Source organism: Streptomyces sp. NPDC007264 (assembly GCF_042869095.1).
In the GTDB taxonomy this organism is placed as follows: domain Bacteria; phylum Actinomycetota; class Actinomycetes; order Streptomycetales; family Streptomycetaceae; genus Streptomyces.
The window spans coordinates 60,797-86,452 of the sequence record NZ_JBIAFD010000013.1; the positions used below are offsets into that span (position 1 = coordinate 60,797).

The window sequence follows — 25,656 nt, forward strand, 5'->3', positions numbered from 1 at the left end:
CACCGGGGCGGGGTCAGCGCCGGCGCAGGAAGTCGCGCGTCTCCTCGAAGACCCGGTGGTACTCCGGGATCCAGGAGAAGTGCTGGACGAATCCGTGGCCCGCGCCCTCGTACCGGCTCACCGTCGCCTCCACCCCGGCCTCCCGCAACCGCCGGCCGTACAGCTCGCCCTCGTCGCGCAGCGGGTCGTACTGCCCGGTGACGACGAGGGCGGGCGGCAGCCCGCTGAGGTCGGCCCGCTTGAGCGGCGAGACCAGCGGGTCCGCGGGGTCGGCGCCGCTGTCGAGGTAGAAGGCGTTGAACGGCTTCAGACCGGCCGTCTCCAGGCCGTGGCCCACGGCGTTCTCCCGCAGCGAGGCGTAGCGGTCGACGTCGAAGTCCAGGTCGAGCGACGGGTAGTACAGGACCTGGTGGGTGATCCGGTCGAAGCCGTCGTCGTGCGCCCTGGCCACGACCGCGGCGACGAAGGTGCCGCCGGAGCTGTCGCCGGCGACGGCCAGCGTCGTGCCGTCCCAGCCCAGGCTCGCGCCCTGCTCGGCGACCCAGCGCACGACCGCGTAGCAGTCGTCGAGACCGGCCGGGAAGGCGGCCTCCGGCGCCAGGCGGTAGCCGACGGAGACGACCTCGAGTCCGGTCTCCTTCGCCAGCGACCGCGCGACGTGGTCGTGCGTCTCCAGGCTGCCGAGGAAGAACGCGCCGCCGTGGAAGTACACCAGCACGCCGTGACGGCCGGCCTCGTCCGGGGTGTAGATCCGCACCGGCACCTCGCCCGACGCCGTCCGCACGGTCACGTCCTCGACCGCGTGGAGGGGCAGCCGCTCCGCGAGCGGAGCGACCTGCGCCTCTTCGGCGGCGCGCATGGCGACCGGGTCGAGCGGACCCTCGGGCGGGGCCGGCAGGCTCGCGAGGACCTTGGCGATCTCGGGGTGCAGCGGCATGGGCGTCAGTCCTGGGGCTGCTGGGCCGCGGGCTTCTGCCCGGGGAAGACGGCGTTGATCTCGTCCTCGGTCCACCCCTGGCGCGAGATGCGCTGCAGCTCGTCGGTCATCGGCTTGCGGGTGGCCTGGTACAGGGCCAGCGCCTCCTTCACGGAGTCCGCCTCGCGCAGGGCGTCGGCGAGCCTGCCGGCGTCCAGGATGGCCGAGTTCGCGCCCTGGCCCTGGTGGTGCAGCATCGAGTGGGCGGCGTCGCCGACGAGGGCGACGGAGTCCGAGTGCCAGGTGTCGACCGAGTCGATGTCGTAGACCGCGCGGACGTTCACGGCGCTCATGTCGAGGTCGCGCGCGATGCTGACGAGGCGCTCGTCGAAGCCCTCCACCGCCGCCATGAGGTCGTCCTTGGTGGCCGCCGGCGACCAGGAGCTGTCCGGGCACAGGGTGGTGACGTCGAAGGACACCTGGACGCGGTGACGCAGCGGCAGCAGGTAGATCTTCGTGCCCCGGCCGATGTACATCCGCAGGTTGTCGTCGACGACCGTGCCGTGGGCGTCGTCGACGGAGATCACCGCGCGGTAGGCGTGCTCACCGGAGAACACCGGGGGCTTGTCGCTGAACAGGTTCTGGCGCACCACCGACTTGATGCCGTCGGCTCCGACGACCAGGTCGGCCTCGACGGTCCTGCCGTTGGCGAAGGTGAGGACGGAGGTGTCGCCCTTGTCCTGGATGCTCTCCAGCTTGTGACCGAGGTGCACCATGCCCTCGGGGAGCACGCCGAGGAGGGCCTCGATGAAGTCGCCGCGGTGGATCAGGTGCGTCTTGGTCTCCTCGGCGAAGTCGTCGATCTCCGGCCACGTGTCCTTCATGATCGGGTCGCCGGTGGCCGAGAGGATCTCGAAGTAGTCGCTCGGCGAGCTCACCTTCGCGATCGCGTCGAAGATCCCCCACTCGCGGAACCGGTTCATGCTCGAAGGACGCAGACCGATGCCGGCGCCGACCTCCCGGATCTGGCCCGCCTGCTCGTAGACGTCGACATCGGCGCCGAGCAGGCTCAGGGCCTTGGCCGACGCCGCGCCGGCGTACCCCGCGCCGACGATGGCGATCTTCAGGTTCTTGAGGTCCGAAGTCTGCATTGGGTGCTTCTCTCTGCTTCTGGTTCTACTTCTGGAGGGTGAGGAAGTCGGCCGGGTTGTCGACGAAGACCGTCTTGATGGCGGCCTCGTCGAGGCCGGCGGCCCGGAGGTCCGGGATGAGGTCCTCGAAGATGTAGTTGACGGTGTGCCCCTTGACGCCCGGCCAGCCCAGCGGGCTGCAGTTGGCGTCCGCGGAGGCGAGCACCTGCTTCAGCCGGCCCTCGCCGACGAAGCGCAGGAAGTGGTCGAGGCGCTCCTTGCGGGGGCGGGCCCAGAAGGGCGGGTCCGGCAGCTCGGACTCGTAGCCGAAGGTGTCGAAGCCGATCCGGCCGCCCTGCTCGGCGATCCAGACGTCGCGCGTCTTGTCGGCGTTCACGCCGTCGTCGACGTGCCCGAACAGGACGCGGTCCAGAGCAAGGCCCTCTTCGTCGAAGATCGCGATCGCGTTCTCGGCGTCGATCGCGAGGTGGGTCAGGACGGGTACGCCCGTGGCGAGCGCGGCGCGGGCCGCGGCGCGGTAGATGCGCTTGTCCAGGTCCGTCATCCGACCGCCGCGGCTGACCCCGACCTTGATGACGCCGGCCCGGCTGCCGGTGTCGCCGATGCCGACGGTGATCTCGTGGACGAACTGCCGGGTCAGGTAGTCCACGTCGGCCGTGGCGAAGTGGTACAGGGCGGTGTCGCCGCCGACGAAGCCGGTGCAGGCGACGATGTGCACGCCGGTCTTCGCGGACAGCGACTTGTAGTAGTCGACGTCACGGCCGTTGCAGATGCCGGTCGCGTCGACGAAGGTGCCGCCGCCGTACTCGTGGAACCTCCGCAGCTTCGGGACGGTCTCCTCGTACCGCTGCTCCGGGGTCTTCCACCACTGCGTATCCAGCTCGGAGCCGGGCATGCCGTAGCCGATGTGCTCGTGGATGGCCACGAGACCCAGCTCCTCCGCCGGGATCGGCCCCAGCACGGTGTTCACTCTCGACACAACACTCACCTTTGGGGGAAGAGACTCGATGGTCGTTCGCGCTGCGGGGCGCAGCTCTCAACGCACCGACAGCAGGTCGCGGGGGTTCGCGACGAGAATCCGCCGGACGTCCTCGTCGCTGAGGCGCTGGGCCTTCAGGAGCGGGACGAAAGCGGTCAGGACGTAGCTGTACGGCAGGTCGTTGGCCGGGTGGCCCTTCGCCACCCCGGTCGCGCTGCTCGAGAGCAGGATCCGGTCGCCGAAGCCGGCCCGGACCAGGTCGGCGACCAGGGCGGCGCGCTGGGCGTCGGTGACGTGGTCGTCGTCCTCCACGCCGACGTGGTCGAGGGCTGCGTAGGCACCGCGGCGGGCGACCTCCAGGGGCGCGCCGGCGGCGACGGCGTCCCGGCGGTCGAGTCCGCCGACGGCGACACGGTCGGCCGGCACCTTCTCGTCCAGGACGACGTCGAGGTCGCGGACGGCGTCGGCGCCGTAGCGGACGGAGACGGGGACGCCGGTGGCCAGCGCGGTGCGGGCCGCGCCGCGGAACAGGCTCTCGTCGGTCGCGGTCATGCCCTCGCGGGTCGCCATGGCGGCCACCAGCCCTGCGGTGCCGCGGCGCTCCACGCGGGGGACCACCATGCCCTCGGTGATCTCCTTGGTGAACAGGTCGGCGAACTTCTCGGCGGGCCAGGGCGTCGGCGGGTTGGTCTGGGGCGTGAGGAAGTAGCCGCCGAGCATCTCCTCCGGGCCCTGTCCCGTGGAGGCGACGATGTGCACGCCGGTCGCGCGGGAGAGGGCCTCGTACAGCCGCACGTCCCGGCCGTGGAACATGCCGGTCGCGTCGACGACGGTGCCGCCGCCGTGGGCGCGGAAGTCGGTCAGCTTCGCGGCGAGGGTCTCGAAGATCTCGGCACGGTCGAGGGTGATGTCGAAGGCGTACTCCGCGCCGGGAACCACCGAGAGCAGCGCCTCGTGGACCGCGACGGTACCCAGCTCCTCAGCAGGCACCGGGCCCAGGACGGTGTTCACGGTGTTGCTCTTGCCGCTCATGCCTGCCTCACGTGTCCGGGGTGGGTGCACGGCACCCTGTGGCTCAGCCACGGTAGCCATTCACTTTACGTGGCGTCAATGAAACGAACGCCACGAAAAAGTAACAGCATAAACGATGCAAATATAACATCATGTAAACGATTCATTTGCTGTGTGTGGAACCAGCCACTTCACTGACGGCATGACCACCCCACCCACCTCCGGCATCGACCTCTTCGCCGACGAGGTCGTGCTCGACCCCTACCCCGTGTACGCGGAACTGCGGGAGCAGAGCCCCGTCGTCCGCCTGCCGAAGAACGACGCCTACGCGCTGACCCGGTACGACGCCATCCGCGGCGCCCTCGCGGACTGGGAGTCGTTCTCCTCCACGTCCATCGCCTTCAACCCGATGGCCAACGAGGCGCTCACCGGCACCTCGCTCGCCTCCGACCCGCCGGTGCACACCCAGTTGCGCGCCACCCTCACCGAGAACCTCTCGCCCCGCGCGCTGCGCGGACTGAAGGTCCGGATCGAGGAGAAGGCGGACGCGCTCGTCGCGGAACTCGTCGACAGGGGCTCCTTCGAGGCGATCGACGCCCTTGCCCGCGCCTTCCCGCTGGAGGTCGTCGCGGACCTGATCGGCTTCACCGGCCACGTGCGCGACAACATGCTGCGCTGGGGCCAGGCCGCCATGCAGGTCCTCGGCCCGATGAACCAGCGCACGGCCGACAACTTCCCCATCGCCGGCGAGCTGTACGGCTGGTGCTCCCAGGTCACCGCCGAGGACCTGGCCGAGGGGTCGGTGGGCCGGGGCATCTTCGACGCCGAGGCGCGCGGCGACATCCCGCCGGACACGGCCGGCCACATCATCCACCAGTACCTCGGCGCCGGCGTCGACTCGACGATCGCGGCGATCGGCAACATCGTCGCCCTCTTCGCCGCGCACCCCGACCAGCTCGCCCTGGTCCGCGCGAACCCGTCGCTGGTGCCGGCGGCGTTCAACGAGGTGCTGCGCTTCTGGCCGCCCATCAACGCCTGGGGCCGGCGCGCCACCAAGGACGTCGAGATCGACGGGACCGTCGTCCCGGCCGGTGCGCAGATCGCGGTGCTGCTCGGCGCCGGCAACCGCGACCCGCGCCACTACGACAACCCGGACGCCTTCCTCGTCGAGCGCAACCCGGTCGACCACCTGGGGTTCGGCTACGGCCCGCACGGCTGCGCGGGGCAGGGACTCGCCCGCCTGGAGGCCCACGCCGTGATCGAGGCGCTCTCCCGGCGCGTCGAGCGCCTCGTCGTCGGACCCGAGGTCCGCGTCCCCAGCAACATCACCCGGAGCATCGAAGAGCTCCCCGTCCTGGAAGTGATCCCGGCATGAAGATCGTTCTCGACCGCCCCCGCTGTGAGGGCCACGGCCTGTGCGAGGAGGCCGCGCCCCAGCTCATGCACCTCGACGACGAGGGCGAACTCGTCATCGACCGCGAGGAGATCGGCGAGGCCGACGCCGCCGCGGCGAACGCCGCCGCGCGGGTGTGCCCGGTCGCCGCGCTGAGGATCGTGTGAGCACCGGCACGGTCGGCCGCGTCGTGGTCGTCGGCAACGGGATCGCCGGCCTCACCGCGGCCGACACCCTCCGCGACGCCGGCTTCGACGGCGAGCTGACCATCGTCGGCGACGAGCCGCACCCGGCCTACAGCCGTCCGGCGCTGTCGAAGGCGCTGCTGCTCGACGGCGACGACCTGTCGTCCCACGTGCTGCCGCCGGCCGGCCACGGGGCGACCGAGCTGCTGGGCGTACGGGCGACCGGGCTCGACCTCGACCGGCGGCTCGTCACCCTCGACGACGGCGCGGCCCTGCCCTACGACCGTGTGGTCCTCGCCACCGGCTCCCGGGCACGGCGGCTGTCCGACCTCCCCGAGGAGCTGACCCTGCGCGGTCTCGACGACGCGCTGGCCCTGCGCGGCCTGCTGGCGGCCCGGCCGTCGGTCGTCGTGGTCGGCGGGGGCCCGCTCGGCATGGAGATCGCCTCGGGGTGCCTGGCCGCCGGCTGCCGGGTCACCCTGGTCTCCCAGGGGCTGCCGCTGACCCTCCAGCTCGGTCCGCACCTCGCCGAGGTCTTCGTCAAGGCCGCGCTGGAGCAGGGGCTCACCGTCGTCGAGACCGGGTCGGCCCGGTTCGAACGGCGGGGCGGGGAGGCCCGGGTCGTCCTCGACGACGGTGCGGTCCTCGAGGCTGACGTCCTCCTGTCCGCGGTCGGGGACGTGCCCAACACCGAGTGGCTCGCGGACACGGGCCTCACGGTGAACGGCGCCGTGCCCGTCGACTCCCGCGGGCTGGTCCGCCCCGAGGTCGCGGCCGTCGGCGACCTCGCGGCCTTCCCCACCGCCTCCGGCCTGCGCCGCGTCCCGCTGTGGAGCAGCGCGATCGAGCAGGCGAAGGCCGCCGCGCGGGCGCTCCTGCACGGCGACCAGGCGCCACCGCTGGAGTTCCAGCCCTACTTCTGGACCGAGCAGTTCGGGCTGAGCCTGAAGGCGGTGGGCCATCTGCCGCCGGACGGGGAACCGGAGTACGTCGACGGGGCGCCCGGCGGCCCGGCCCTGCTGCGGTGGCCGCTCGGGGACGGCACCGGCGTGGCCGCGGCGCTCAACTACCGCATTCCGATCCCCCGGCTGCGCCGCATGACCCGCGCGGCCGCGTAGGGTTTTCCGCATGGGCGACGACGGAGAGGGCACCCCCGGTTCCGGGCTCGACCGGCTGGCGTCGGTCAACCTCAACCTGCTGGTGCCTCTCCTCGCTCTCCTGGAAGAGCGTTCGGTGACCAGGGCCGCCGAGCGGGTCGGCCTGTCGCAGCCGGCGATGAGCCACGCCCTGACGAGGATGCGGCGGCTGCTGGGTGACGAGCTCGTCGTCCGGCGGGGGGCGGGCGTCACGCTGACGCCGCGGGCACTGGAGCTGATCGCGCCGCTGCGCAGCGCCCTCCAGCAGGCGGCACAGATCGTGGACTTCCCCCGCTTCGACCCCGCCACGGACCGGCGCGTGATCACGATCGCCATGACCAACAGCACGGCGTTCGTCGTCGGCCCTCGGCTGACGCGGCTCGTGGCCGAGCGCGCTCCGCACGCCACCCTGCGTCTGCGCACCATCACGGTGCCCACCGACGCCACCTTCACCGACAGCGGCGTCGACGTCGTGCTGCTCTCCGAGGGACACGTCTCGCCGTACCCGCGGGAGCGGCTGTACGACGACCGCTGCGTGGTGGTGGCCGCACCGGACGCGCCGCCGGAGGCGAGCGCGCTCGACCTCCTGACCACGCAGCGGCACATCGTCGTGGACACCGACCGGCGGGTCTTCCCCTATGCGGTGCTGGAGGAACACGGTGTCCCTTATCGCGTCGGCGGGTTGATCTCCGACTTTCTGCTGGTGCCCTACCTCGTCGCACGCGCGGGCGGCGTCGCTCTCCTGCGCTACCGGGTCGCCGCCGCGATGCGGACGCTCGCCGACCTCCGGATCGAGGAGTTCCCGTTCCCGATCCCCGGGCTCGGGATCGACATGGTCTGGAACCCCCGGCTGACCGATCAGTACTTCATCGAATGGCTCCGGGCGCTGCTGTTCGACGTCGCGACGCACCTGTGACGCCGTCCGCGCCCACGATCCCCGCCGACGGGCCGGCCGGGAAGCACGCACCGGGTCCTGCGGCCCGGTCGGCTCATGTCAGGAGCCGCACCCAGCTGTCGCCCAGTTCGTCGAGCATCTGCTCACGCGTGATCTTCCAGTCGGCCCGGCCCCAGTGCTGGGCGACGAAGTCGAGCTGGGCCATCGCGAGAACGCCCCGGAAGTGGCGCTGGTGGGGCTCCAGGCGCCCGGCCGCCGTCAGTCCGTCCTCGATGTCGCTGATGGCCTCTTCCAGCCATCGCTCGACCAGGTCGGTGAGTTCCGGGTCGACCGCCGCGGCGTCGCGGGCGATGCGGATGATCGGCCGGACGGCCGGCCAGCTGTCGGCGGTCCGCCGCAGCCATGCCATGATCGCCTCCGGCGTCCCCTCGGTGACGGTGGCGACGAGGTCCCGCGCCGTGGAGCCGTGCTCGGGGGACCGCACGCGCTGCAGCACCTCGTTGAGCTGCTCGTCGATGAGCGCCTTCATCAGATCGCTGCGGGAGGGGAAGTACGCGTAGAAGGTCACTCGTGTGGTGCCCGCCGCGGTGGCGATGTCGTCGACCGTGGTGGCGGCATACCCCTTCGTCTTGAACAGCTCGAGCCCCGACTCCAGCAGCAGGCGGCGCGTCATCTGCTTCTGCGCCTCGCGAAGGTTGGCCATGTCCGAGATCCTAACGCTCCCCCTGCCCGTCGAACGCACAGCCCGCCTTCTGCCTTTACTAGCCGCATGGATACTTGACGTGGGATACACGGAGCCGGTCAGCCCTCCGGCAGCACCACGTCCCCCAGCCAGTGCGCCGCGACCAGCGCCAGCTCCAGCTCGAGGCGGTCGTCCTCCAGGGGGCGGCCGCGCTGGGCGACGGCGCGGGCGATGCGGTACTTGACGGTGTTCCTGTGCACGTGGAGGCGGTCCGCCGCGGCGACGAGGCTCCCGCGCTCCTGGATCAGCACGAGCAGGGTCTCGCGCAGCCTGGCGGCGCTCTCGGTCCGGGCGGCCAGTTCGCCCAGCGAGGTGGTCACCAGGCGGCGGGTACGGGGCAGATCGGCCGTGAGGAACGCGGCGGCGCGGACGCCGGGATCGGCGTAGCTGACGACCGAGGGGGGCCCGCCGCTGCCGAACGTGGCCACGCGCAGGGCCTGCAGGGCGTCCTCGTGGGTGTGGCGGAAGCCGGCCAGTCCCGGGGCCGGAGCGCCGAGGGCCGCGTGCACGCGTGGTGCGGTACGGTCCAGGGCCGCGGCGGCGGCCGCGACGTCGGCCGTCGTCCCGGGACCGAGCGGGAACCAGACCCAGGCCGAGGCCCAGTCCTTCGGCCAGAACACGGGGCTGCCCACGGCGCCCAGGGCCTGCCCGACACGGCCGGCCGCGGACTCCAGCTGCGGCAGGTCGTCGGGGGCGTCGTGCCCACCCGCGATCCACAGCACCGCACCCAGGTGCTGCCGGCGCAGCCGGATGCCGAGCGTGGCCTCGACGGCGGGCTCCTCGACCGCGTCCCCGGCCAGGATCCGCTCCAGGGTCTCCACCCTGATCGTGTTGCGGTGGGAGAGCCAGCGCTCGCGCTCGGCCTGGTACTCCTCGATGACCTGCTCGGAGACCGTGTCGATGTAGACGAAGTTCAGCCCCAGCAGCGCGCGCACGGCGGCCAGCGCCCGCGCCGGGTCGGGGTACTCCCGGACCAGTTCCTCGGCGGACCACGCCAGGTGCAGATGCTGCCCGAGCCGGTAGGCGCGCACCAGCGCGGTCACGGCGACGCCGCACTGGGCCAGCCGGCGCGCGTACTCCCGGGCCTCCGCGGGGGCCACCAGCTCGGCGAGCTCCAGCTCGCCCCGGTAGAGCGCGCTCGCCGCGCGCAGGTTGCTCTCCACGCTCCGAGCGAGCAGAGCCGCGGTCATCCGGTCCTGCGGCAGCTCCGGGATCTGCTCCTCCATGGCGGCGGCCATGGAGGCGGTGAGGTCCGCCAGCTGCCCGGCGAGGGCGGTGCCGATCACGCCGACGTCGGCGGGCACTTCCACGTCGTGACGCCCCACCATCCCCGCACCTCCGCCACACTGCCCGTCCGGCCAAGGAATGCGGCCCGTCGGGACCATTCTGCCCCCATTCCTTGTCCCCCGGGGACAGTGTCGCCCGTCACAGGTCTCCCTACCTTCGACGCACCCCTTCGAAAGACAGGAGCCGCCCATGACGCCGCCGGCGTATCTCCCCTGGTCCGTGGACCCAGCCCACGCCGACCGCCCGTGCGTCCGCGACGAACGCCATCAGCTCACCTACGCGGAGTTCGCCGCGTGGGTGGAGGCGGCGGCCGAGCAGTTCGCCGAGCACGGCATCGGGCGCGGGTCCGTCGTGGCGGTCATGCTGCCCAACCGCGTCGAGCTGCTGGTCGCGATGGCCGCAGCATGGCGGCTCGGCGCGGCAGCCACGCCGATCAACCCGGCGTTCACCGCCGAGGAGGCCGGCTACCAGATCACGGACGCCGGCAGCGCCCTCGTGGTGAACCTCGGCCCGGACGCGCCCGACGGCGGCCGGCCCAGCCTCGCCGCCGACCGGCTGCGGCGTGTGCCGTCGGGTGTGCCGCTGCCCGCGGCACGGACCTCACCGGACGAACTGGCCCTGCTGGTCTACACGAGCGGGTCGACGGGCCGGCCCAAGGGGGTGATGCTGGACCACGCCAACCTGGAGGCGATGACCTCGATGATGGCCGACCTCATGCGGCTCACCGCCGACGACCACTGTCTCCTCTTCCTCCCGCTGTTCCACGTCAACGCGATCTGTGTCAGCTTCCTGTCGCCGATGCGCACCGGTTCCCAGCTGACGCTGATGAGCCGGTTCACCGTCGAGGGGTTCCTCGACGCCGTCGAGGAACACCGTCCGACGTACTTCTCGGGCGTCCCCACGATCTACACCATGCTGCTCGCGCAGCCGCGCGACGCCGACTTCTCCTCCGTGCGGTTCGCCGTGTGCGGGGCCGCACCCGCCTCGAAGGAACTGCTCGACGCGGTGGAGGAGCGCTTCGGCTTCGTCCTCGCGGAAGGCTACGGCCTGACCGAGTGCACCTGCGCCGCGACGAGCAACCGGTGGTGGGACGAGCGCAGGGTCGGCACGGTCGGCCCGGCCTTCCCGGGGGTGCGTGTGGAGATCATGGGCGCCGACGGCACCGTCCTGCCCAGCGGCCGGCGCGGCGAGGTGGTCGTCCAGGGGCCCAACGTGATGCGCGGCTACCTCAACCGCCCGGCGGACACGGCCGAGACCCTGCGCGACGGCTGGCTGCACACCGGCGACATCGGCGTCCTCGACGAGGACGGCTATCTGCGCATCGTCGACCGGATCAAGGACATGATCATCCGGGGCGGCGAGAACATCTACCCCAAGGAGATCGAGACCGTCCTGCTCTCCCACGAAGGCGTCTACGAGGCCGCCGTGATCGGCCAGTCCGACGAGCGGTTCGGTGAGGTCCCGTTCGCCTATGTCGCGCTCCACTCCGGCGCCGCCGTCACCGGGCAGGACCTCGTCGAGGCGTGCACGGCGAGCCTGGCCCGCTACAAGGTGCCGGTGGGCGTACGCGTCCTCGACGCCCTCCCCAAGAACCCCGTCGGCAAGATCGACAAGCCCGCGCTGCGCCGGCAGCACGAGACCGTCACCCCCGGAGCGTGAGGCATGGCCTTCAAGACCCCCGTCTTCCCCGCGGTCGATCCCGAGGAGTTCCTGCGGCGTCCGTTCTTCGAGCGGGTGAAGGTGCTCAGCACCTTCTGGGCCGGGAACGGCTTCGGCAGCCCATGGGTGCTGCACCTGCTCTACATCCTCAAGCTGGTCGGCCTCTCCACCATCGGCGGCCTGCTGGTCGTGACCGCCACCTCCGACGTCGGCGGCCTGTTCGACGTCGGCCGGTGGTGGGACGAGCCGGTCGTCTACCAGAAGCTCGTGCTGTGGGTGGCGCTCCTGGAGGTCGTCGGCGTCGGCGGCGCCTGGGGCCCGCTCACCGGCCACTTCAAGCCGATGTACGGCGGGGCGCGCTACTGGCTGCGGCCGGGCACGATCCGGCTGCCCCCGTGGCCGGGCGCGGTGCCGTTCACCCGCGGGGACCGGCGAGGCGTCGTCGACGCCGTGCTGTACGCGGCGATCCTCGTCAGCCTGGCCGTGGCGATCGTGCTGCCCGGGGCCGACACCGCGGCGCTGTCCGCCGCCCGCCCCGACGTGACCGGTGGTCTGGTGCAGCCCGTGCTGTTCGTGGCGCCGGCCGCCCTGCTCGTGCTGCTCGGTCTGCGGGACAAGGTCGTCTTCCTGGCGGGGCGGGGCGAGCAGTACGTCCCGGTGATGGTCGCCTGCGCCACGCTCGACTTCACCGACATGATCATCGCCGCGAAGCTGATCATCGTCGTCGTGTGGGTGGGCGCCGCGGTCTCGAAGTTCACCCGCCACTTCTCGTTCGTCGTGCCTCCGATGGTGTCGAACGCGCCGTTCATGCCGAGGGCGGTCCGGCTCAGGCACTACAAGAACGCGCCCGAGGACCTGCGCCCCTCCGGCCTCGCGCATTTCATGGCGCACGTGCTGGGCACCCTCGCCGAGTTCGCCATGCCTCTCGTCCTGCTGTTCAGCACCGACCGGGAACTGACCCTCGTCGCCGTCGTGAGCATGGTGCTCTTCCACCTGTTCATCACCTCGACGTTCCCGCTGGCGGTGCCGCTGGAGTGGAACATCCTGTTCGCCTACATCGGCATCTTCCTGTTCGTGGGGCACCCCAACGGCGACGGCTACGGCCCGTTCGACTTCAGCCGGCCGTGGATGCTGCCGGTGATCGCGGCTGCCCTGCTGTTCTTCCCGGTGCTGGGGAACCTGCGCCCGGACCTGGTCTCCTTCCTGCCCTCGATGCGGCAGTACGCCGGGAACTGGGCGTCGGCGGTCTGGGCGCTGGCGCCGGGTGCCGAGGAGCGGCTGAACGAACTGCCGGTCCCGGTCGAGACGCACAACCGGCAGTTGCGGGCCTTCGGCTACTCCGCCCCGCAGGCCGAGATGGCGATGCAGATGTTCATCGCCTGGCGCTCGATGCACACCCAGGGCAAGGGGCTGCTGTCGGTGGCGCAGACCTACCTCGGCGACGACCTCGACACCTACACCGTGCGTGAGGGCGAGATCGGCGCCAACCTCGTCGTCGGCTGGAACTTCGGCGACGGCCACCTCCACGACGACCAGCTGATCGAGGCGATCCAGCGGCGGCTGCACTTCGCCCCCGGGGAGCTGGTGGTCTTCTGGGTGGAGTCCCAGCCGATCCACCGGCCCGTGCAGGAGTACTTCGTCATGGATGCGGCCCTCGGGATCGTCGAACGCGGCCGGTGGGACGTGCGCGACCTCGTCGGCCGACAGCCCTGGCTGCCGGACGGGCCCGTCCCGCTCCAGGTCACCTGGCGGCACCCGCAGCACCACCCGGCGTCGCGGACCGCGAACGGTGAGGACGCGCTCGCATGACGACGGCAGTCGTGGTCGGCAGCGGGCCCAACGGGCTCGCCGCCGCCCTCACCCTCGCCGCCGCGGGCGTGCGGGTCCGCGTCATCGAGGCGGCGGACACCCTCGGCGGCGGTACCCGCTCCGGCGAGCTGACCCTGCCCGGCCTGATCCACGACGAGTGCTCCGGCATGCACCCCCTCGCGCTCGGCTCCGCCTTCGCCGAGCGGTTCGACCTCGCCGGGGCGGGCCTGTCCTGGCGCTGGGCCCCGGTCGAGTTCGCGCACCCGCTCGACGGCGGGCGCGGTGCGGTCGCGGTCCGGTCGGTGACCGGGACCGCCGCCGGGCTCGGCGAGGGCGGCCGCGCGTGGCGGCACACGTTCGGACCGCTCACGAAGCGGTTCGGGACGATCAGCCGGGAGTTCCTGCAGCCCGTGCCGCACCTTCCGCGGCACCCGCTCCACCTCGCCCTCTTCGGTGCCTACGCCGGCCTGCCGGCCACGCTGCTGGCGCGCCGCTTCCGTACGCCGGAAGCCCGGGCGCTCTTCACCGGCGTCGCCGCGCACGCCTTCCGGCCCCTGGACACGCTCGCCTCATCGGCGATCGGGGTCGCGCTGACCACGGCCGCGCACGCCTTCGGCTGGCCGGTGGCCGAGGGCGGTTCGGCCGCGATCCGGGACGCGATCCTCCTCCGCGCGGCCGAGCACGGCGTCGCGTTCGAGACCGGCCGCCGGGTGACCTCGCTCGACGAGCTCGGCGGTCCCGACCTGGTCATGCTGGACACCACCCCGGCGGCGGCCGCCCGGATCGCGGGCGCCCGGATGCCGCCCCGCGTGCGCCGCGCGTACCTGAGGTACCGCCACGGGCCCGGCGCGTTCAAGGTCGACTTCGCCGTCGAGGGCGGCGTGCCGTGGACGCACGAGGGTTCACGCTCGGCCGGCACGGTGCACCTCGGCGGCGACACGGACGAGATGGCGGCGGCCGAGAAGGACGTGGCCGCCGGCCGGATGCCGGAGCGGCCGTTCGTGCTCGTCGGCCAGCAGTACCTCGCCGACGGCACCCGCTCGGCCGGCGACGTGCATCCCCTCTACGCCTACGCCCACGTGCCGGCCGGCTACACCGGCGACGCGACCGCGGCGATCACCGCGCGGATCGAGCAGTTCGCCCCCGGCTTCCGCGACCGCGTCCGGGCGACCCACGTGCGCTCCACGACGGAGATGAGCCGGCACAACGAGAACTACGTCGCCGGCGACATCGTGACCGGCGCCAACGACCCCTGGCAGCTGGTCTTCCGGCCACGCCCGGCGCTCGACCCGTACGCGACCGGCGTGCCGGGGGTCTACCTCTGCTCCGCCGCGACCCCACCGGGCGCCGGCGCCCACGGCATGTGCGGCTACCACGCGGCGCGACGCGCACTCGCCCGGCTCTGAAGCCCGGTTCGCCCGTTGCCGGTCGGCTCTCTCGGGGTGCGTCCGGGCAGGGCCCGCCGACCGGGCGATGCCGCTGGAGGCTTCGCAGACCTCTGCGCCGACATCCGGAGCCCGGGTTCGGCGGCTGACGGGCGGCCCCTGGGCGATCCGCCGATGTCAGTGGCGGCTGCGATGCTGTCGGCATGATCCCCTGGAACCTGTCCGTCATCGACAAAGCCCTGCACGCCAGTTGGGCCGCCGACACCTGCTCCCCGGACGACCTCCCCCGCGCCGAGTGGCACCCCGGCAATCCGGCGTGGGGCCACTGTGACATCACGGCCTTGATCGTGAACGACATCTTCGGCGGCGACCTCATGGTCGGGGAGGTCCATTGCCGCGGGGAACAGCACGGATTCCACTGGTGGAACCGGCTGCCCAGTGGTGTGGAACTCGACCTGACGCGCGAGCAGTTCCACGATGGCCAGACCGTGACCGCGGCCCGCGTCGTCGAACGCCCGCCGGGGCCTCTGCCCCGACGCTGGGCGGAGTACCTCCTCCTGCGTGAGCGCGTCATCGAGCACCTCGGCCACCTCCCCGAGCCCGCCGCCTGACCGGAATCGATCGGATCACGCTGGCGGCCGGGACGGGGACCGGTGAAGGCGGTACCACCTCAGGCAGGTGAGCCGTAGGCCCGGTGGTGGCGACGAAGATCTCGTGCCCCTGAGTCACCGTCGAAGTGACCGTCCACGACCCTGGCCCGCAGGCGCCGCGCATGCGCACCCCTGACCTGTGTCGCGGCACCTGACCTGTGTCGCGGCACCGGGGGAGCCGTGTGCGCCCGTCTTGCCCGGTAGTGCCACCACCCGGGCCGCCCGGGCGGGCCGATGCATAGAATCCGGTCCCATGCCGAAGCCTGACGAGTTGATCGTTGACATCGCCGCCCTTGTGGAGTCTGGGCAGAGCAATCAGATGTCCCTGACCGTGGTCACCGGTGGTGCTGTCATCACCGGTCGGCTGGCTCCAGAAGCCATGTGGAGGCAGAGGGTGTCGGAGGTGCTGACGGACTCCGCCGACCTGGGCGAGTTCTCCGCTGTCTTCGACACTCTCGTGAAGAAGGACGGGCCGCCCACGCATCTGCACTTCCATGTCGCGCGGATCCTTCAGGGCACGGTGGGGATCCCGGAGACGGGCGGGATGTACCGCGTCGCGATCGAGGACGTCAGTGCCTGGACCGTGGGCGACTTCAGCTACTCCGACCACTGACCCACCGCCGCGCCGAGAGCGGCGCGGCACGCAGTGAGGGACCCTGCCGGCGCGCGCCGGCAGGGTCCCTCACTGCTCTGTTCGGCTCGCGCCTGTCCCGTCGGTCAGTCGGACAGGGGGGTGCCGAGAACTGCGGAAGCCCGCTGCAACGGGCTTCCGATGCGCGCGGGCGCGGCCTCGGGAAGGGTGCGACAGGTGAAGCCGAGGCGGGACATGGCCCGGACGACTTCGCCGGCACTGAAATCGCGGCGGTCCTGGCGGGTGATGACCTGGCCGACCTGCTTGACGGGGAAGTGACGTCGTCCGATGATCACGGACTCGCCGGTGACCGGTTCGGGTTTGACGCCCTTCATCGATTCCAGCACGCCGGTCTTGGTCAGGTCGAACGGGAAGCGGGCGATGACACAGCGCATGATGCCTCACAGGGAGAAGGAGAGACGGGGCCGACCGCCGTGAAGCGGTTCAGCGGGAGAGGGCGAGGACGCCCAGAGCGTTGCCGTGTTCGTCGACCACGGGCAGGGCTCCGAGCCGGCGGCAGCGCATCGCTCGTTCGGCTTCGGCCCTCGGGGTCAGCGGCGAGGCGAAGGGCCGGATGACATCGGCGATGTCACGCAGGCGGATCCTGTCCGTGTATCCGGAGCCGTCACTGACGGCCGTGAGACCGGCCCGGGTGACCAGGCCGGTGCACAGACCGTCCTCGTCGCAGACGACCAGATACCCCGTACGGGCGGCGGCCATCACGGACAGTGCCACCTCCACGGTCATGTCCTCCCAGACCTGCGGTCCGGCCGCGTCCATGGTGTCGGCCACCGTGCTGTGCGCGGGGTGGGCGCTCGCCGGGCGGAACTGCGTCTGGTCCAGCGTCAAAGGGTGCCTCCTGCGGAGTTGGGCCGGCTTCCTGATCGCCGAGGTTCTATGCCGCCGCACCGGCGGTGGACTGTCGTACGGGCACGCGGCGGGCCGTCGAAGCGGGGCGGCGTCGGCCGCGCGAGGTGGCGCCGCGCTTCTTGGGGCGTTCGACCACCGGTGCGGTGATGACGACCGGGATGCCGGAGGGGGCCTGGGCGCCGGTGATGCGGTGCAGGGCCTCTTCGCCGGCGCGGACCTCGGTGGTCTGCGGGACGATGCCGGCTGCCGCCATGAGGCGGATCATGCCGCGGCGCTGGTTCGGGGTGACCAGGGTGACGACGCTGCCGGACTCGCCGGCGCGGGCGGTCCTGCCGCCGCGGTGGAGGTAGTCCTTGTGGTCGGTCGGCGGGTCGACGTTGACGACGAGGTCGAGGTTGTCGACGTGAATGCCGCGCGCCGCGACGTTGGTCGCGACCAGCACGTTGACGTGCCCGGTCTTGAACTGCGTCAGCGTGCGGGTGCGCTGGGGCTGCGACTTTCCGCCGTGCAGGGCGGCGGCCCGTACCCCGCTGCTCAGGAGGTGCTCGGTGAGGCGGTCGACGGCGTGCTTGGTGTCGAGGAACATGATCACACGGCCGTCGCGTGCGGCGATCTCGGTGGTGGCCGTGTGCTTGTCGGCGCCGTGGACGTGCAGCACGTGGTGCTCCATCGTCGTGACCGCGCCGGCCGACGGGTCGACGGAGTGCACGACGGGATCGCTCAGGTAGCGCCGCACGAGCAGGTCGACGTTACGGTCGAGGGTCGCGGAGAACAGCATGCGCTGACCCTCGGGACGGACCTGGTCGAGCAGGGCGGTGACCTGCGGCATGAAGCCCATGTCGGCCATCTGGTCGGCCTCGTCGAGGACGGTGATGGAGACCTGGTCCAGCCGGCAGTCGCCGCGGTCGATGAGGTCCTTGAGACGTCCCGGTGTGGCGACGACGACCTCGGCGCCACCGCGCAGCGCGCTCGCCTGCCTTCCGATCGACATCCCGCCCACAACCGTGGCCAGCCGCAGCTTCACGGAGCGGGCGTACGGGGCGAGCGCGTCGGTGACCTGCTGCGCCAGCTCACGCGTGGGTACGAGGATCAGCCCCAGCGGCTGCCGGGCCTCGGCACGCTGCCCGGCCGTACGGGCCAGCAACGCCAGCCCGAAGGCGAGGGTCTTGCCGGAGCCGGTGCGGCCACGGCCCAGCACGTCCCGGCCGGCGAGGGAGTTCGGCAGGGTCGCGGCCTGGATCGGGAACGGCACGGTCAGGCCTTGCGAACCGAGCGCGGCCAGCAGTTCCCGGGGCATGTCGAGATCGGCGAAGCCCGCCACGGCGGGAAGCGCGGGGGTGATCGTCTCGGGGAGGGCGAACTCCCCTCGGACCGAGGTGGGCCGGCGGCCGTAATCACCGGAGCGGCTCGGCCCGCCGGACCGGCGCGGGGCCGACGAGCCGTATCGGCTGCCACCCCTTCCGGAGTCGGCGCTGCCGTTACGGATGCGGGCGAAGCGGTCGTTCGTGCGTGTGCGGTTCATGCGGAACCTTCCTCGATGCGGCACATATCAAGGAATTCCCGCAGCGATGAGCAGCACGGAGAATTGCAAGAAAGGGCCAGTGGTAGGCGAAAGCGGCTCTGGCCGACGAAAATCCGTGCGGGCGCAGGCGCTGAAATGAGTGGCGCGATGTGGGACGCAATATTCGAGGCGTCCACTGCGATCCAGCTCTGTGAAGGGATGCGTCTGCACCCCTGAAGGAGGATCCGTGCACTGAGCCAACGGATTCCTGATCGTTGTCCACAGGTGAAACCACTGCGGAAATGCGAGCAGCCGGGGCCCACGCCCCGAAGGATGCGGGCCCCAGCTGCAAAGTGCGCGTCAGTGTCAGGCGAGAACGATATTCTCGGCCGTCGGGCCCTTCTGGCCCTGCGCGATGTCGAAGGTCACCTTCTGGCCCTCGACCAGCTCGCGGAAGCCCTGGGCGACGATGTTCGAGTAGTGGGCGAACACGTCAGCGCCGCCACCGTCCTGCTCGATGAAGCCGAAGCCCTTTTCCGCATTGAACCACTTCACGATACCAGCAGCCATGCTATATCTCCTTTGGGGCAGTGCATCGGGATCCGCACAGCGCGGACACCATGTCGCCGCGATGATCACCCCGCCCGGAAAAAGACCGGAAATGCAAAAGTGCTTCCAGCGACACAGAAGCCGACCGGAGAGCACTTGAAGTTTCGGGAACCACAACTGCAACTGAGATGGACAGTAGCACACCGCAGCGGCCTGTGTGCGGTGAGAAACCCCAGTTCACTTATTGCGGCAGAAAATCTGTCTGCATGTTCCGTTGAAATCTCAGCCCGCGGGCACAGATATTGATACAGCCGCAGCGCAACGTTTCGGTAAGCATGGTGCGCCCCAAACGGCAGGTCGGATCGCATTTTCGGACCTGCGCACCGATCTTCGGACCGGCCGAAGCGTCACACGAGTCTCACGACCGCTATGGAAGTCGTCGGCAAGCTGGACGGGGTGACAGGGGCGGGCAGGGCCCGCGAAGAGGGAGACACGGCAGGTGACCGAGACACGACCGCGGTTGGACCCCAACGAGAGGAGGGGGTATCGGCCCGTCGGCAGTCGGCCCGAGCCGACGCAGGCTCCGCCGACGCCGCCTCCCGCGAAGGCGTAGCCGTCCAACACGGCCTGGTATAGGTCTGCCCCGGAGCACTACCGGGGGCAGACGACCTGGCACCTACTGAGCAGCGAAGCCGACGAACGCTGCCCAAGCGGCAGCAGCGACCGAGAGGGCAGGTTGGCCTGTGTCCTTGGAGTCCCTTACACGGACGACGTGAGGCAGCACAGCCACCTCGACGCACTGACCGCCCTCACCGCTGCTGTAGCTGCTCGTGCGCCACGTAACAACTTCCTCGACGTCGATGTTCATGTCTCTCCCAGCAGTTCCTCAATGAGGGTCAACGACTCGTGGGGGGTGAGAGCTTGCGCTCGCAGCAGACCGTACTGCTCTTCGAGCTCGCGGACAGTTCCCCGGTCCGTGTAGAGACGGCTGTGCTTGTACGCCTCCACGTAGGCGATCCTCCGCGCATCTTGCGTCTCGATCAAGGTGAAGGGGCCAGCCAGACCGGCGTGCTCGTCACGCGCGTTCGGCATGATCTGGATTTCCACGTTGCGCCGCTGCCCGCACAGCAGAAGTTGCTCCAGTTGTCCGCGCATCACGTAAGTGCCGCCCAAGGGCCTCGTCAGCACGGACTGTTCGATGACGAAGCTGAGGGTCGGCATCGGCAGACGGCTGAAGATCTTCTGCCTCGCCAGTCGTGCGGCGACCCGCTCCTCGATCGTCTCGTCGCTCAGCAGTGGCCGTCGCATAGTGAACACGGCCCGCGCGTACTCCTCCGTCTGCAAGAGCCCGTTGATGAGGTGCGTGTCGTAGACGTGTAGCTCAACCGCCTCCCCCTCCAACCGCGCCGCATCCCGAAAGAACGCCGGATACTGTGCCCGAGCCACCTCCTCCTTCATCTCCTGGAGGACCCCGCCCGCGTCCAGCACCTCGTCCGCCCGGTCGATGAACCTCGGTGGCGGCACCCGGCGTCCCTGCTCGTACGCGGCGATGGTCGACACCGAATACCCCGTCAGCGAGCCGAACTCGGACCGCTCCATGCCCGCCCGCACCCGGAACCGTTTCAACTGACGCCCGAAGACCCGCAGCACCCCGGAGCCGGCGTCCGATTCCGGATGCCGCTCCTCACCCTCGCCGCCCCCGGACGCCTCGTCCACCAGCCCCGTCGGTTCGCTCATCCCCGTACCACCTCCCACGGCCAACGCGCCCCCGCGCCCACCGTCACGCTCCGTCCCGCCTACACCCGCACACCAGCCACTTACAGCGACCGTCCGTGTGCGTGCCGTATCTGGTCACGCTAGGACCGCACCGGCAGCGTGGGTCACATGAACAGCCCAATCTCCACCCCCCGGGTGCACGCCCCCGGCGCCGAGGGCGAAACCGCCCGCCGCCGCCACGAGTTCGCGATGGCCTTCACCTCCTCCCCGCGCGGTGCGCGCCTCGCCCGCAGGCTGGTCTCCCACCGGCTCGACGCGTGGGGGCACCCGTACAGCGGCCGGGTCAACGACGCGCTCACGCTGATCACCGCCGAGCTGGCCGCCAACGCCGTCCGGCACGGGCATGTCGCCGGACGGGACTTCCACGTCCTGCTCACCCACTGCACCGACACCGTGCGCGTCGAGGTCACCGACACCCGGACCGAACGCGTCCCCGTGCTCTCCGACCTGGAATCAGGCGGCGACGCGGAGTCCGGCCGGGGGCTGCTGATCGTCGCGGGACTGGCGACCCGCTGGGCCGTCGCGCCGCGCGACGGCGCGCCGGGCAAGACAGTCTGGGCGGAACTGGGCCTGGCGTGAGACGCACACGACCCGGCCATCGGCAACCGTGTTCACGCCAACGGCCGGGCGGCATGGCGCATCGGGCCGTCGGTGTCAGTGGCGGACGCTAGTGTCGTTCGCCCGGCACGGAGCCGATGGACCGAGGGGGAGCACGAGAACGCCATGCACGACCACCACAGCGGATACCGGATCTCCGTCGTCGACGAAGACCCGCTGCGCGCCCGCAAGGACGCACGCGAACTGCTCGCCGCACTCGCCGAGGCGGGCTCCACGGCCACGCTGGACCTGCCCGAACCGGGCAGCCTGGCGGGGGCCGGCGACAAGGGCGGGCCGTCCGCCGAGACCGTCGGGCTGCTGCTGAGCGCCGGCTCGTTCGTCGCCGCGCTGGTGCAGGTGTGGCTGGCGCGGATCCCTCAGCGCGCCATCGTGGTCAAGCGGCCCGACGGGGCGGTCCTGCACATCACCGGCAAGGAGGCCCGCCAGGACGACACGCTGGTCGAGCGGTTCCTCGCGGCCAGCGGCAACGACGGCGACGACGGCACGACGGCGGGCTGAGCGGCGATGACCGACAACGACCGCCACGCGTTACTCGTCGGTGTCTCCGCGTACGACAGCGAGGCGTACCAGGACCTCTCGGCCGTGCGGGCCGACCTGCACTACATGCGGGCGGTGCTGGAGAACACCGAGATCGGCATGTACAACGAGTGCGCGGTGGCCGCCGAGCCGACGCGCGCGGAGATGCTGCACGCCGTCGAGACCTTCCTGGAGGCCCGGCAGCCCAGTGAGACCGCGCTGCTCTACTTCAGCGGGCACGGGGAGTACTGCGAGCAGGACGGCCAGCTGTACTTCCTGACCCGCGACACCGACCCCGCCGACCTGCCGGGCACGGCGGTGCCGGCGGAGTTCCTGGAGCGGATGTTCCAGTCCTGCCGGGCCGCCTCCAAACTGGTGCTGCTGGACTGCTGCTCCAGCGGTTCCGTCGTGCAGGGCTGGACCGCCAAGGGCCCGGCGGGGGAACCGGACCGGCCGGCGCCGAGCACCCTGCTGAAGCCGACCGGCGTGTACTTCATCACCGCGTCCGACGCCCTCCAGGCGGCCTCCGCGATGGCGCCGCCGGGGTCGAGCCTCGGCACCTCCCGGTTCACCGGGGAGATCGTCGAGGGTCTGCGCAACGGCCGGATCAAGGACGGCGGCTGGATCACCCCGGACGATCTCTTCGCCTACCTGACCGCCCAGATGACCCGCGACGGCGTCCCGGAGGAGCAGCGGCCCACCAAGTCCACGATCAGGGCCACCCGGACCCTCCCCTTCGCCCGGTCGGTGGCCCGGCCCGTGCGCCTTCCCGCGCTCCCCCACGACGCCACCGAAGCCGCCCGGCGCTCCCCCGCGCTGCTGAAGGCCCGTGAGCTGGCCGAGGCGGACGAACGGGACGGGGTCGACCCGCAGCGGCTGCTGCGGTACTACGCGGACTGCCTCACCGCGCAGGCGGCGGCCGGAATGCGGCCCGACCGGGACGGCGGCCGGAACACCAAGTACTTCTTGCTGACCCAGGGCGAGGAGACCATCCAGTCGGGCCGCGGACCGTGCATCGTCGCGCCCGGATCACTGCCCCGGCCCCCGGTCGGGCGGGCCGGGTCGGACACCGAGGCGGGGACGCGGCAGGAGTACTGGTACGGGTATCCGGCGATCACGCTTCCCTCGCGGGACGGGGGCCGGGGGCGGCGCGCGACGGTGGAGCTGGCGCCGCTGCTCGTCCAGCAGATGGAGCTGGCGCCGGACGAGGACGGCCGGGACGTGCAGCGGCCCGGCGGCGTGCCGTCCCTCCACAGCGGCGTCGTCTCGGAACTCCTGGACGCGGGCGACGCCGCCGACCTGGTCGCCCGCTGGCAGCCGGCCTGGCAGGAGGGCAATGACGCCCAGATGCTGCGCGCCATAAGAGAGTTGCTGGAGGAGCTGGGGCTGCCGGAACTCGAACCGCTGGACCCGTCGGCGCTCAGCGACCGCACGGTCATGCAGGCCCTGCGGCCCGGCGCGCACAACGCGGCCGTGCTGCTGGTGCCGTCCGGTGCGGAGGCCGTGGCCGGCCAGGCGCTGGTGGAGAACCTGCTCGAGGTCTCCACCCGGACCGCGCAGATCCCGGGCACCGCCCTGGCGGCGCTGCTGGACGGCGGGGCCCGGCAGGCACCGGCCACGACGGCGGCCTCGGCGAACCCGGTGACACCCGTCGCTCCGGGGCCGTGCAACGAGAGCCAGGAACAGGTGATCTCCTCGGCGATGACCCAGCCGCTGACGGTGGCGACGGGGCCGCCCGGCACGGGCAAGAGCGAGGTCGTCACAGCGGTCGTCACCACCTGTGTCGCCGCGGGACAGTCGGTGCTGGTCGCCTCCACGAACAACCAGGCCGTGAACGTCGTGGCCGAGCGCTGCGACGACATCGCGCCCGGCCTGCTGATGCGGACGGGCAACAAGGACGCGCTGGAGCGGGAGGCGGCCAAACTGGAACGGCTGCTCACCGAACCGGTCGAGGCGCCGCGACGCGGATCGGCCACCGTCGGCGGCGAGCTGCGCAACACCCGGGGAACGGCCGACCGGCTGCGGGCGGATGCGGCACACCGTGTCGGTGCGGAGACGCGACTGCTGGAACTGCTCCGCGACCGGGAGGAGCGGGCCGCCGGACTGGAGCTGGCCCTGCCCCTCCTCGAAGGGGCCTGGGCGGCGGACGCGGACGGCCCGGCAGCGCTGGGCCGGTGGGCGGACCGGGCACGGAGGACGGCCGGGGCCCGCTGGTGGCAGCTGGGGGCATGGCGGCGTGGGCGTGCGCTCGCCGCGCTGGTCGCCGCAGGGGCGGAGCAGCCCGAGGGGGCCGGACCGGCGTGGCCGGAGTGGGCGACCGGACGACCGGTGCCACCCGAACTGCTGGAAGCCCTGGCCGGGATCGTGACCGTGGAGCGGGAGGTGCGCGAACTCGTCCTCAAGCAGGGGGACTGGGACGAGGAGGGCCTCAAGGAGTCCCGGCTGGCGACGGCGGCGAGACTGTCCGGCCTGGCGGCGGAACTGTCCCGCGCGCTGTCCGCCGAGACCCTCGACCGTGCGACCGGCCTCATGAACCAGCGGCTCCAGGCGCTCCGTCGCCGCTCCGGCTACCAGCGCAGCCAGAAGAACCTGATGACGCACATCAAGGGATGGGCCGTCAGCACCCACTCGGTGCGGCAGCTGGAACTCACCCCGAAGCTGTTCGATCTCGTCGTCATCGACGAGGCCAGCCAGTGCTCCGTCCCGTCGGTGCTGCCGCTGCTGTTCCGGGCCCGGCGGGCACTGATCATCGGGGACCCCATGCAGCTCGGGCACATCCCCGGAGTGTCACCGCAGCAGGAGCGGCAGGCACGGACCCGGGCCGGGCTGAGCGCCGCCCAACTGGAGCACCACCGCCTCACCTACCACGTGCACTCCTCGTACCACGCGGCCGAACAGCACGGCGACGGCACGCTGCTGCTCGACGAGCACTACCGCTGCCACCCGCGGATCGCGGACGTCGTCAACAGCCACTGTTACGGCGGCCGGCTGCGGGTGCTGACCGACGTGCGGCGGCAGATGCCGGGACACGACCCGGTGGGAGCGGCCGACCCGGCACCGGTGCTCGGCTGGGTCGACGTACCGTCCGGGGCGTCGGCGCGCGGCAGCGACGGGCGGTCCTGGCGGAACGCGGCGGAGGCGGAGGCCGTCCGGCGCGTGGTCGACGGACTGCTGGCGGGACTTCCGTCGGACGCGACGGTGGGGGTGGTCACGCCGTTCCGGGCGCAGAAGGAGACACTGGCCCGGATGTGGCGGGACGAGAACCGGGTCCGGGTCGGCACCGTCCACACCTTCCAGGGCGGACAGCGTGACGTGATGGTGCTCAGCCCGGTGGCGGCGCACAACACACCGCCCCGGACCACGCACTGGGTCGCGAGCCAGGTCAACCTGTGGAACGTGGCGGTCACCCGGGCCAAGTCGCAGTTGGTCACCGTGGGCTGCCACCCCTTCTGGCAGGAACAGAGCGGGCTGCCGGCCCTCCTCGCCGCGCGCTCGGCACCGCTGCGGGCGGGCGACGACGGCACCACGGCCGAGGCCGGCCTGCCCGGCCCGGTGAGCGAGGCCCGCGAGGACCTCGCCGACCGTCTGCAGCGGTACCTGGCCGGACGAGGCATCACCGATCTCGAGCGGGCCGTGCCGGTGGGCGGACACCCGGTGGACCTGCTGTTCACCGACACCGGCGAGAACACGGCGGTGCTGATCGACCCGGGCCCGAGGCCCGGCGAAGATCCCGCGCGGCACCTTCGGCTCACCCACGCGCGAGGTGACCTGCTCACCGGACTGCCCTCCGGGGGCCACGGGGCCAAGCCCGGCCCGGTGAGCCGGACGGTGCGGGTGCCCGCCTGGCGGATCCTGGCGGGCGAAACCGCGCTGGCACCGCTGTTCGGCTGAGCCCCGGACACGGCGGCCGGGCTCGTGCAGAACGGGAACACAGAGCGGTCCGGACATCGCGGCTCCCCCTCGGCACCGTCCGTGCGCATCCGTTCCCGTCAGAGTC

24 protein-coding genes are annotated in these 25,656 nt (G+C 71.6%); 12 read left to right on the forward strand and 12 right to left on the reverse strand.

The annotated features are described in order from the left end of the window. Positions 1-13 precede the first annotated feature (13 nt). From ACFYMU_RS22590 to ACFYMU_RS22605, 4 genes are read right to left on the reverse strand one after another with little or no spacing between them, the layout of a single operon-like run. Positions 14-937, reverse strand: a complete 924-nt coding sequence (locus ACFYMU_RS22590) for an alpha/beta hydrolase (protein ID WP_388375928.1) — start codon at positions 935-937, stop codon at positions 14-16. A 5-nt stretch (positions 938-942) separates the two neighbouring features. After that, on the reverse strand, positions 943-2,067 hold the full coding sequence (locus ACFYMU_RS22595; RefSeq protein WP_388375930.1) for an FAD-dependent oxidoreductase: 1,125 nt from the start codon (positions 2,065-2,067) through the stop codon (positions 943-945). A 25-nt stretch (positions 2,068-2,092) separates the two neighbouring features. Next, on the reverse strand, positions 2,093-3,046 hold the full coding sequence (locus tag ACFYMU_RS22600) for a phosphotriesterase (protein ID WP_388375933.1): 954 nt from the start codon (positions 3,044-3,046) through the stop codon (positions 2,093-2,095). A gap of 57 nt (positions 3,047-3,103) precedes the next feature. After that, positions 3,104-4,078, reverse strand: a complete 975-nt coding sequence (locus ACFYMU_RS22605; RefSeq protein ID WP_388375936.1) for a phosphotriesterase — start codon at positions 4,076-4,078, stop codon at positions 3,104-3,106. A gap of 181 nt (positions 4,079-4,259) precedes the next feature. Here ACFYMU_RS22605 and ACFYMU_RS22610 point away from each other — a divergent pair, with 181 nt between their 5' ends. Genes ACFYMU_RS22610 through ACFYMU_RS22625 form a run of 4 tightly spaced genes read left to right on the forward strand, consistent with a single transcriptional unit; the run spans position 4,260 to position 7,687 of the window. Then, a complete protein-coding gene (locus ACFYMU_RS22610; protein WP_388375939.1) occupies positions 4,260-5,432 on the forward strand; it encodes a cytochrome P450 in 1,173 nt (390 codons plus the stop codon). After that, positions 5,429-5,617: a ferredoxin gene (locus ACFYMU_RS22615; RefSeq protein WP_360748075.1), complete on the forward strand. Its 189-nt coding sequence runs from the start codon at positions 5,429-5,431 to the stop codon at positions 5,615-5,617. The genes ACFYMU_RS22610 and ACFYMU_RS22615 overlap by 4 nt, the downstream gene beginning before the upstream one ends. Further along, positions 5,614-6,753 (forward strand): NAD(P)/FAD-dependent oxidoreductase, encoded by a 1,140-nt coding sequence (locus ACFYMU_RS22620; RefSeq protein WP_388375942.1) that lies wholly within the window; start codon positions 5,614-5,616, stop codon positions 6,751-6,753. The genes ACFYMU_RS22615 and ACFYMU_RS22620 overlap by 4 nt, the downstream gene beginning before the upstream one ends. Positions 6,754-6,763: 10 nt before the next feature. Continuing rightward, complete coding sequence (locus ACFYMU_RS22625) at positions 6,764-7,687, forward strand: LysR family transcriptional regulator (protein ID WP_388375945.1); 924 nt, start codon at positions 6,764-6,766, stop codon at positions 7,685-7,687. A gap of 73 nt (positions 7,688-7,760) precedes the next feature. Here the strand turns inward: ACFYMU_RS22625 and ACFYMU_RS22630 are convergent, their stop codons facing one another. Both ACFYMU_RS22630 and ACFYMU_RS22635 read right to left on the reverse strand, forming a co-directional pair. Beyond that, positions 7,761-8,369 carry a TetR/AcrR family transcriptional regulator gene (locus ACFYMU_RS22630; protein ID WP_388375948.1) on the reverse strand — a complete coding sequence of 203 codons (609 nt, stop codon included), beginning with the start codon at positions 8,367-8,369 and terminating at the stop codon, positions 7,761-7,763. A 98-nt stretch (positions 8,370-8,467) separates the two neighbouring features. Then, positions 8,468-9,736, reverse strand: a complete 1,269-nt coding sequence (locus tag ACFYMU_RS22635) for a PucR family transcriptional regulator (RefSeq protein WP_388375950.1) — start codon at positions 9,734-9,736, stop codon at positions 8,468-8,470. A gap of 148 nt (positions 9,737-9,884) precedes the next feature. On the opposite strand from ACFYMU_RS22635, the gene ACFYMU_RS22640 reads away from it, so the two are divergent. From ACFYMU_RS22640 to ACFYMU_RS22660, 5 genes are all read left to right on the forward strand, one after another. Next, complete coding sequence (locus tag ACFYMU_RS22640; RefSeq protein ID WP_388375953.1) at positions 9,885-11,354, forward strand: class I adenylate-forming enzyme family protein; 1,470 nt, start codon at positions 9,885-9,887, stop codon at positions 11,352-11,354. Between the two features lie 3 nt (positions 11,355-11,357). Continuing rightward, complete coding sequence (locus ACFYMU_RS22645; RefSeq protein WP_388375956.1) at positions 11,358-13,163, forward strand: DUF3556 domain-containing protein; 1,806 nt, start codon at positions 11,358-11,360, stop codon at positions 13,161-13,163. Then, the gene (locus tag ACFYMU_RS22650) at positions 13,160-14,569 is read left to right on the forward strand and encodes a phytoene desaturase family protein (RefSeq protein ID WP_388375958.1); all 1,410 of its coding nucleotides are present in this window, start codon (positions 13,160-13,162) and stop codon (positions 14,567-14,569) included. The genes ACFYMU_RS22645 and ACFYMU_RS22650 overlap by 4 nt, the downstream gene beginning before the upstream one ends. Positions 14,570-14,751: 182 nt before the next feature. Further along, the gene (locus ACFYMU_RS22655) at positions 14,752-15,159 is read left to right on the forward strand and encodes a hypothetical protein (RefSeq protein ID WP_388375961.1); all 408 of its coding nucleotides are present in this window, start codon (positions 14,752-14,754) and stop codon (positions 15,157-15,159) included. Positions 15,160-15,451: 292 nt separating this feature from the next. Next, positions 15,452-15,811, forward strand: coding sequence for a hypothetical protein (locus tag ACFYMU_RS22660; protein ID WP_388375963.1), 360 nt, complete (start codon positions 15,452-15,454; stop codon positions 15,809-15,811). Between the two features lie 104 nt (positions 15,812-15,915). Here ACFYMU_RS22660 and ACFYMU_RS22665 read toward each other — a convergent pair whose 3' ends face one another. The 6 genes from ACFYMU_RS22665 to ACFYMU_RS22690 all read right to left on the reverse strand — a co-directional run bounded on the left by ACFYMU_RS22665 (position 15,916) and on the right by ACFYMU_RS22690 (position 20,486). Beyond that, entirely contained in the window at positions 15,916-16,224 is a 309-nt protein-coding gene (locus tag ACFYMU_RS22665; RefSeq protein WP_388375966.1) for an SCO5918 family protein, read from the reverse strand. A gap of 49 nt (positions 16,225-16,273) precedes the next feature. Continuing rightward, positions 16,274-16,678, reverse strand: a complete 405-nt coding sequence (locus ACFYMU_RS22670; protein WP_388375968.1) for a CBS domain-containing protein — start codon at positions 16,676-16,678, stop codon at positions 16,274-16,276. 46 nt (positions 16,679-16,724) lie between these two features. Then, complete coding sequence (locus ACFYMU_RS22675; protein ID WP_388375971.1) at positions 16,725-18,221, reverse strand: DEAD/DEAH box helicase; 1,497 nt, start codon at positions 18,219-18,221, stop codon at positions 16,725-16,727. Positions 18,222-18,566: 345 nt separating this feature from the next. Next, complete coding sequence (locus ACFYMU_RS22680; protein WP_388375973.1) at positions 18,567-18,770, reverse strand: cold-shock protein; 204 nt, start codon at positions 18,768-18,770, stop codon at positions 18,567-18,569. Positions 18,771-19,425: 655 nt separating this feature from the next. Next, positions 19,426-19,617: a DUF397 domain-containing protein gene (locus ACFYMU_RS22685; RefSeq protein ID WP_388375976.1), complete on the reverse strand. Its 192-nt coding sequence runs from the start codon at positions 19,615-19,617 to the stop codon at positions 19,426-19,428. After that, positions 19,614-20,486, reverse strand: coding sequence for a helix-turn-helix domain-containing protein (locus ACFYMU_RS22690; RefSeq protein WP_388375979.1), 873 nt, complete (start codon positions 20,484-20,486; stop codon positions 19,614-19,616). Before ACFYMU_RS22690 ends, ACFYMU_RS22685 begins: the two co-directional genes overlap by 4 nt. A gap of 147 nt (positions 20,487-20,633) precedes the next feature. On the opposite strand from ACFYMU_RS22690, the gene ACFYMU_RS22695 reads away from it, so the two are divergent. The 3 genes from ACFYMU_RS22695 (at position 20,634) to ACFYMU_RS22705 (ending at position 25,550) form a co-directional block, all read left to right on the forward strand. Continuing rightward, positions 20,634-21,104, forward strand: coding sequence for an ATP-binding protein (locus ACFYMU_RS22695; protein ID WP_388375981.1), 471 nt, complete (start codon positions 20,634-20,636; stop codon positions 21,102-21,104). Between the two features lie 144 nt (positions 21,105-21,248). Next, positions 21,249-21,641 (forward strand): hypothetical protein, encoded by a 393-nt coding sequence (locus ACFYMU_RS22700; RefSeq protein WP_388375984.1) that lies wholly within the window; start codon positions 21,249-21,251, stop codon positions 21,639-21,641. A gap of 6 nt (positions 21,642-21,647) precedes the next feature. Continuing rightward, positions 21,648-25,550: an AAA domain-containing protein gene (locus ACFYMU_RS22705; RefSeq protein ID WP_388375986.1), complete on the forward strand. Its 3,903-nt coding sequence runs from the start codon at positions 21,648-21,650 to the stop codon at positions 25,548-25,550. Positions 25,551-25,656: the final 106 nt, after the last annotated feature.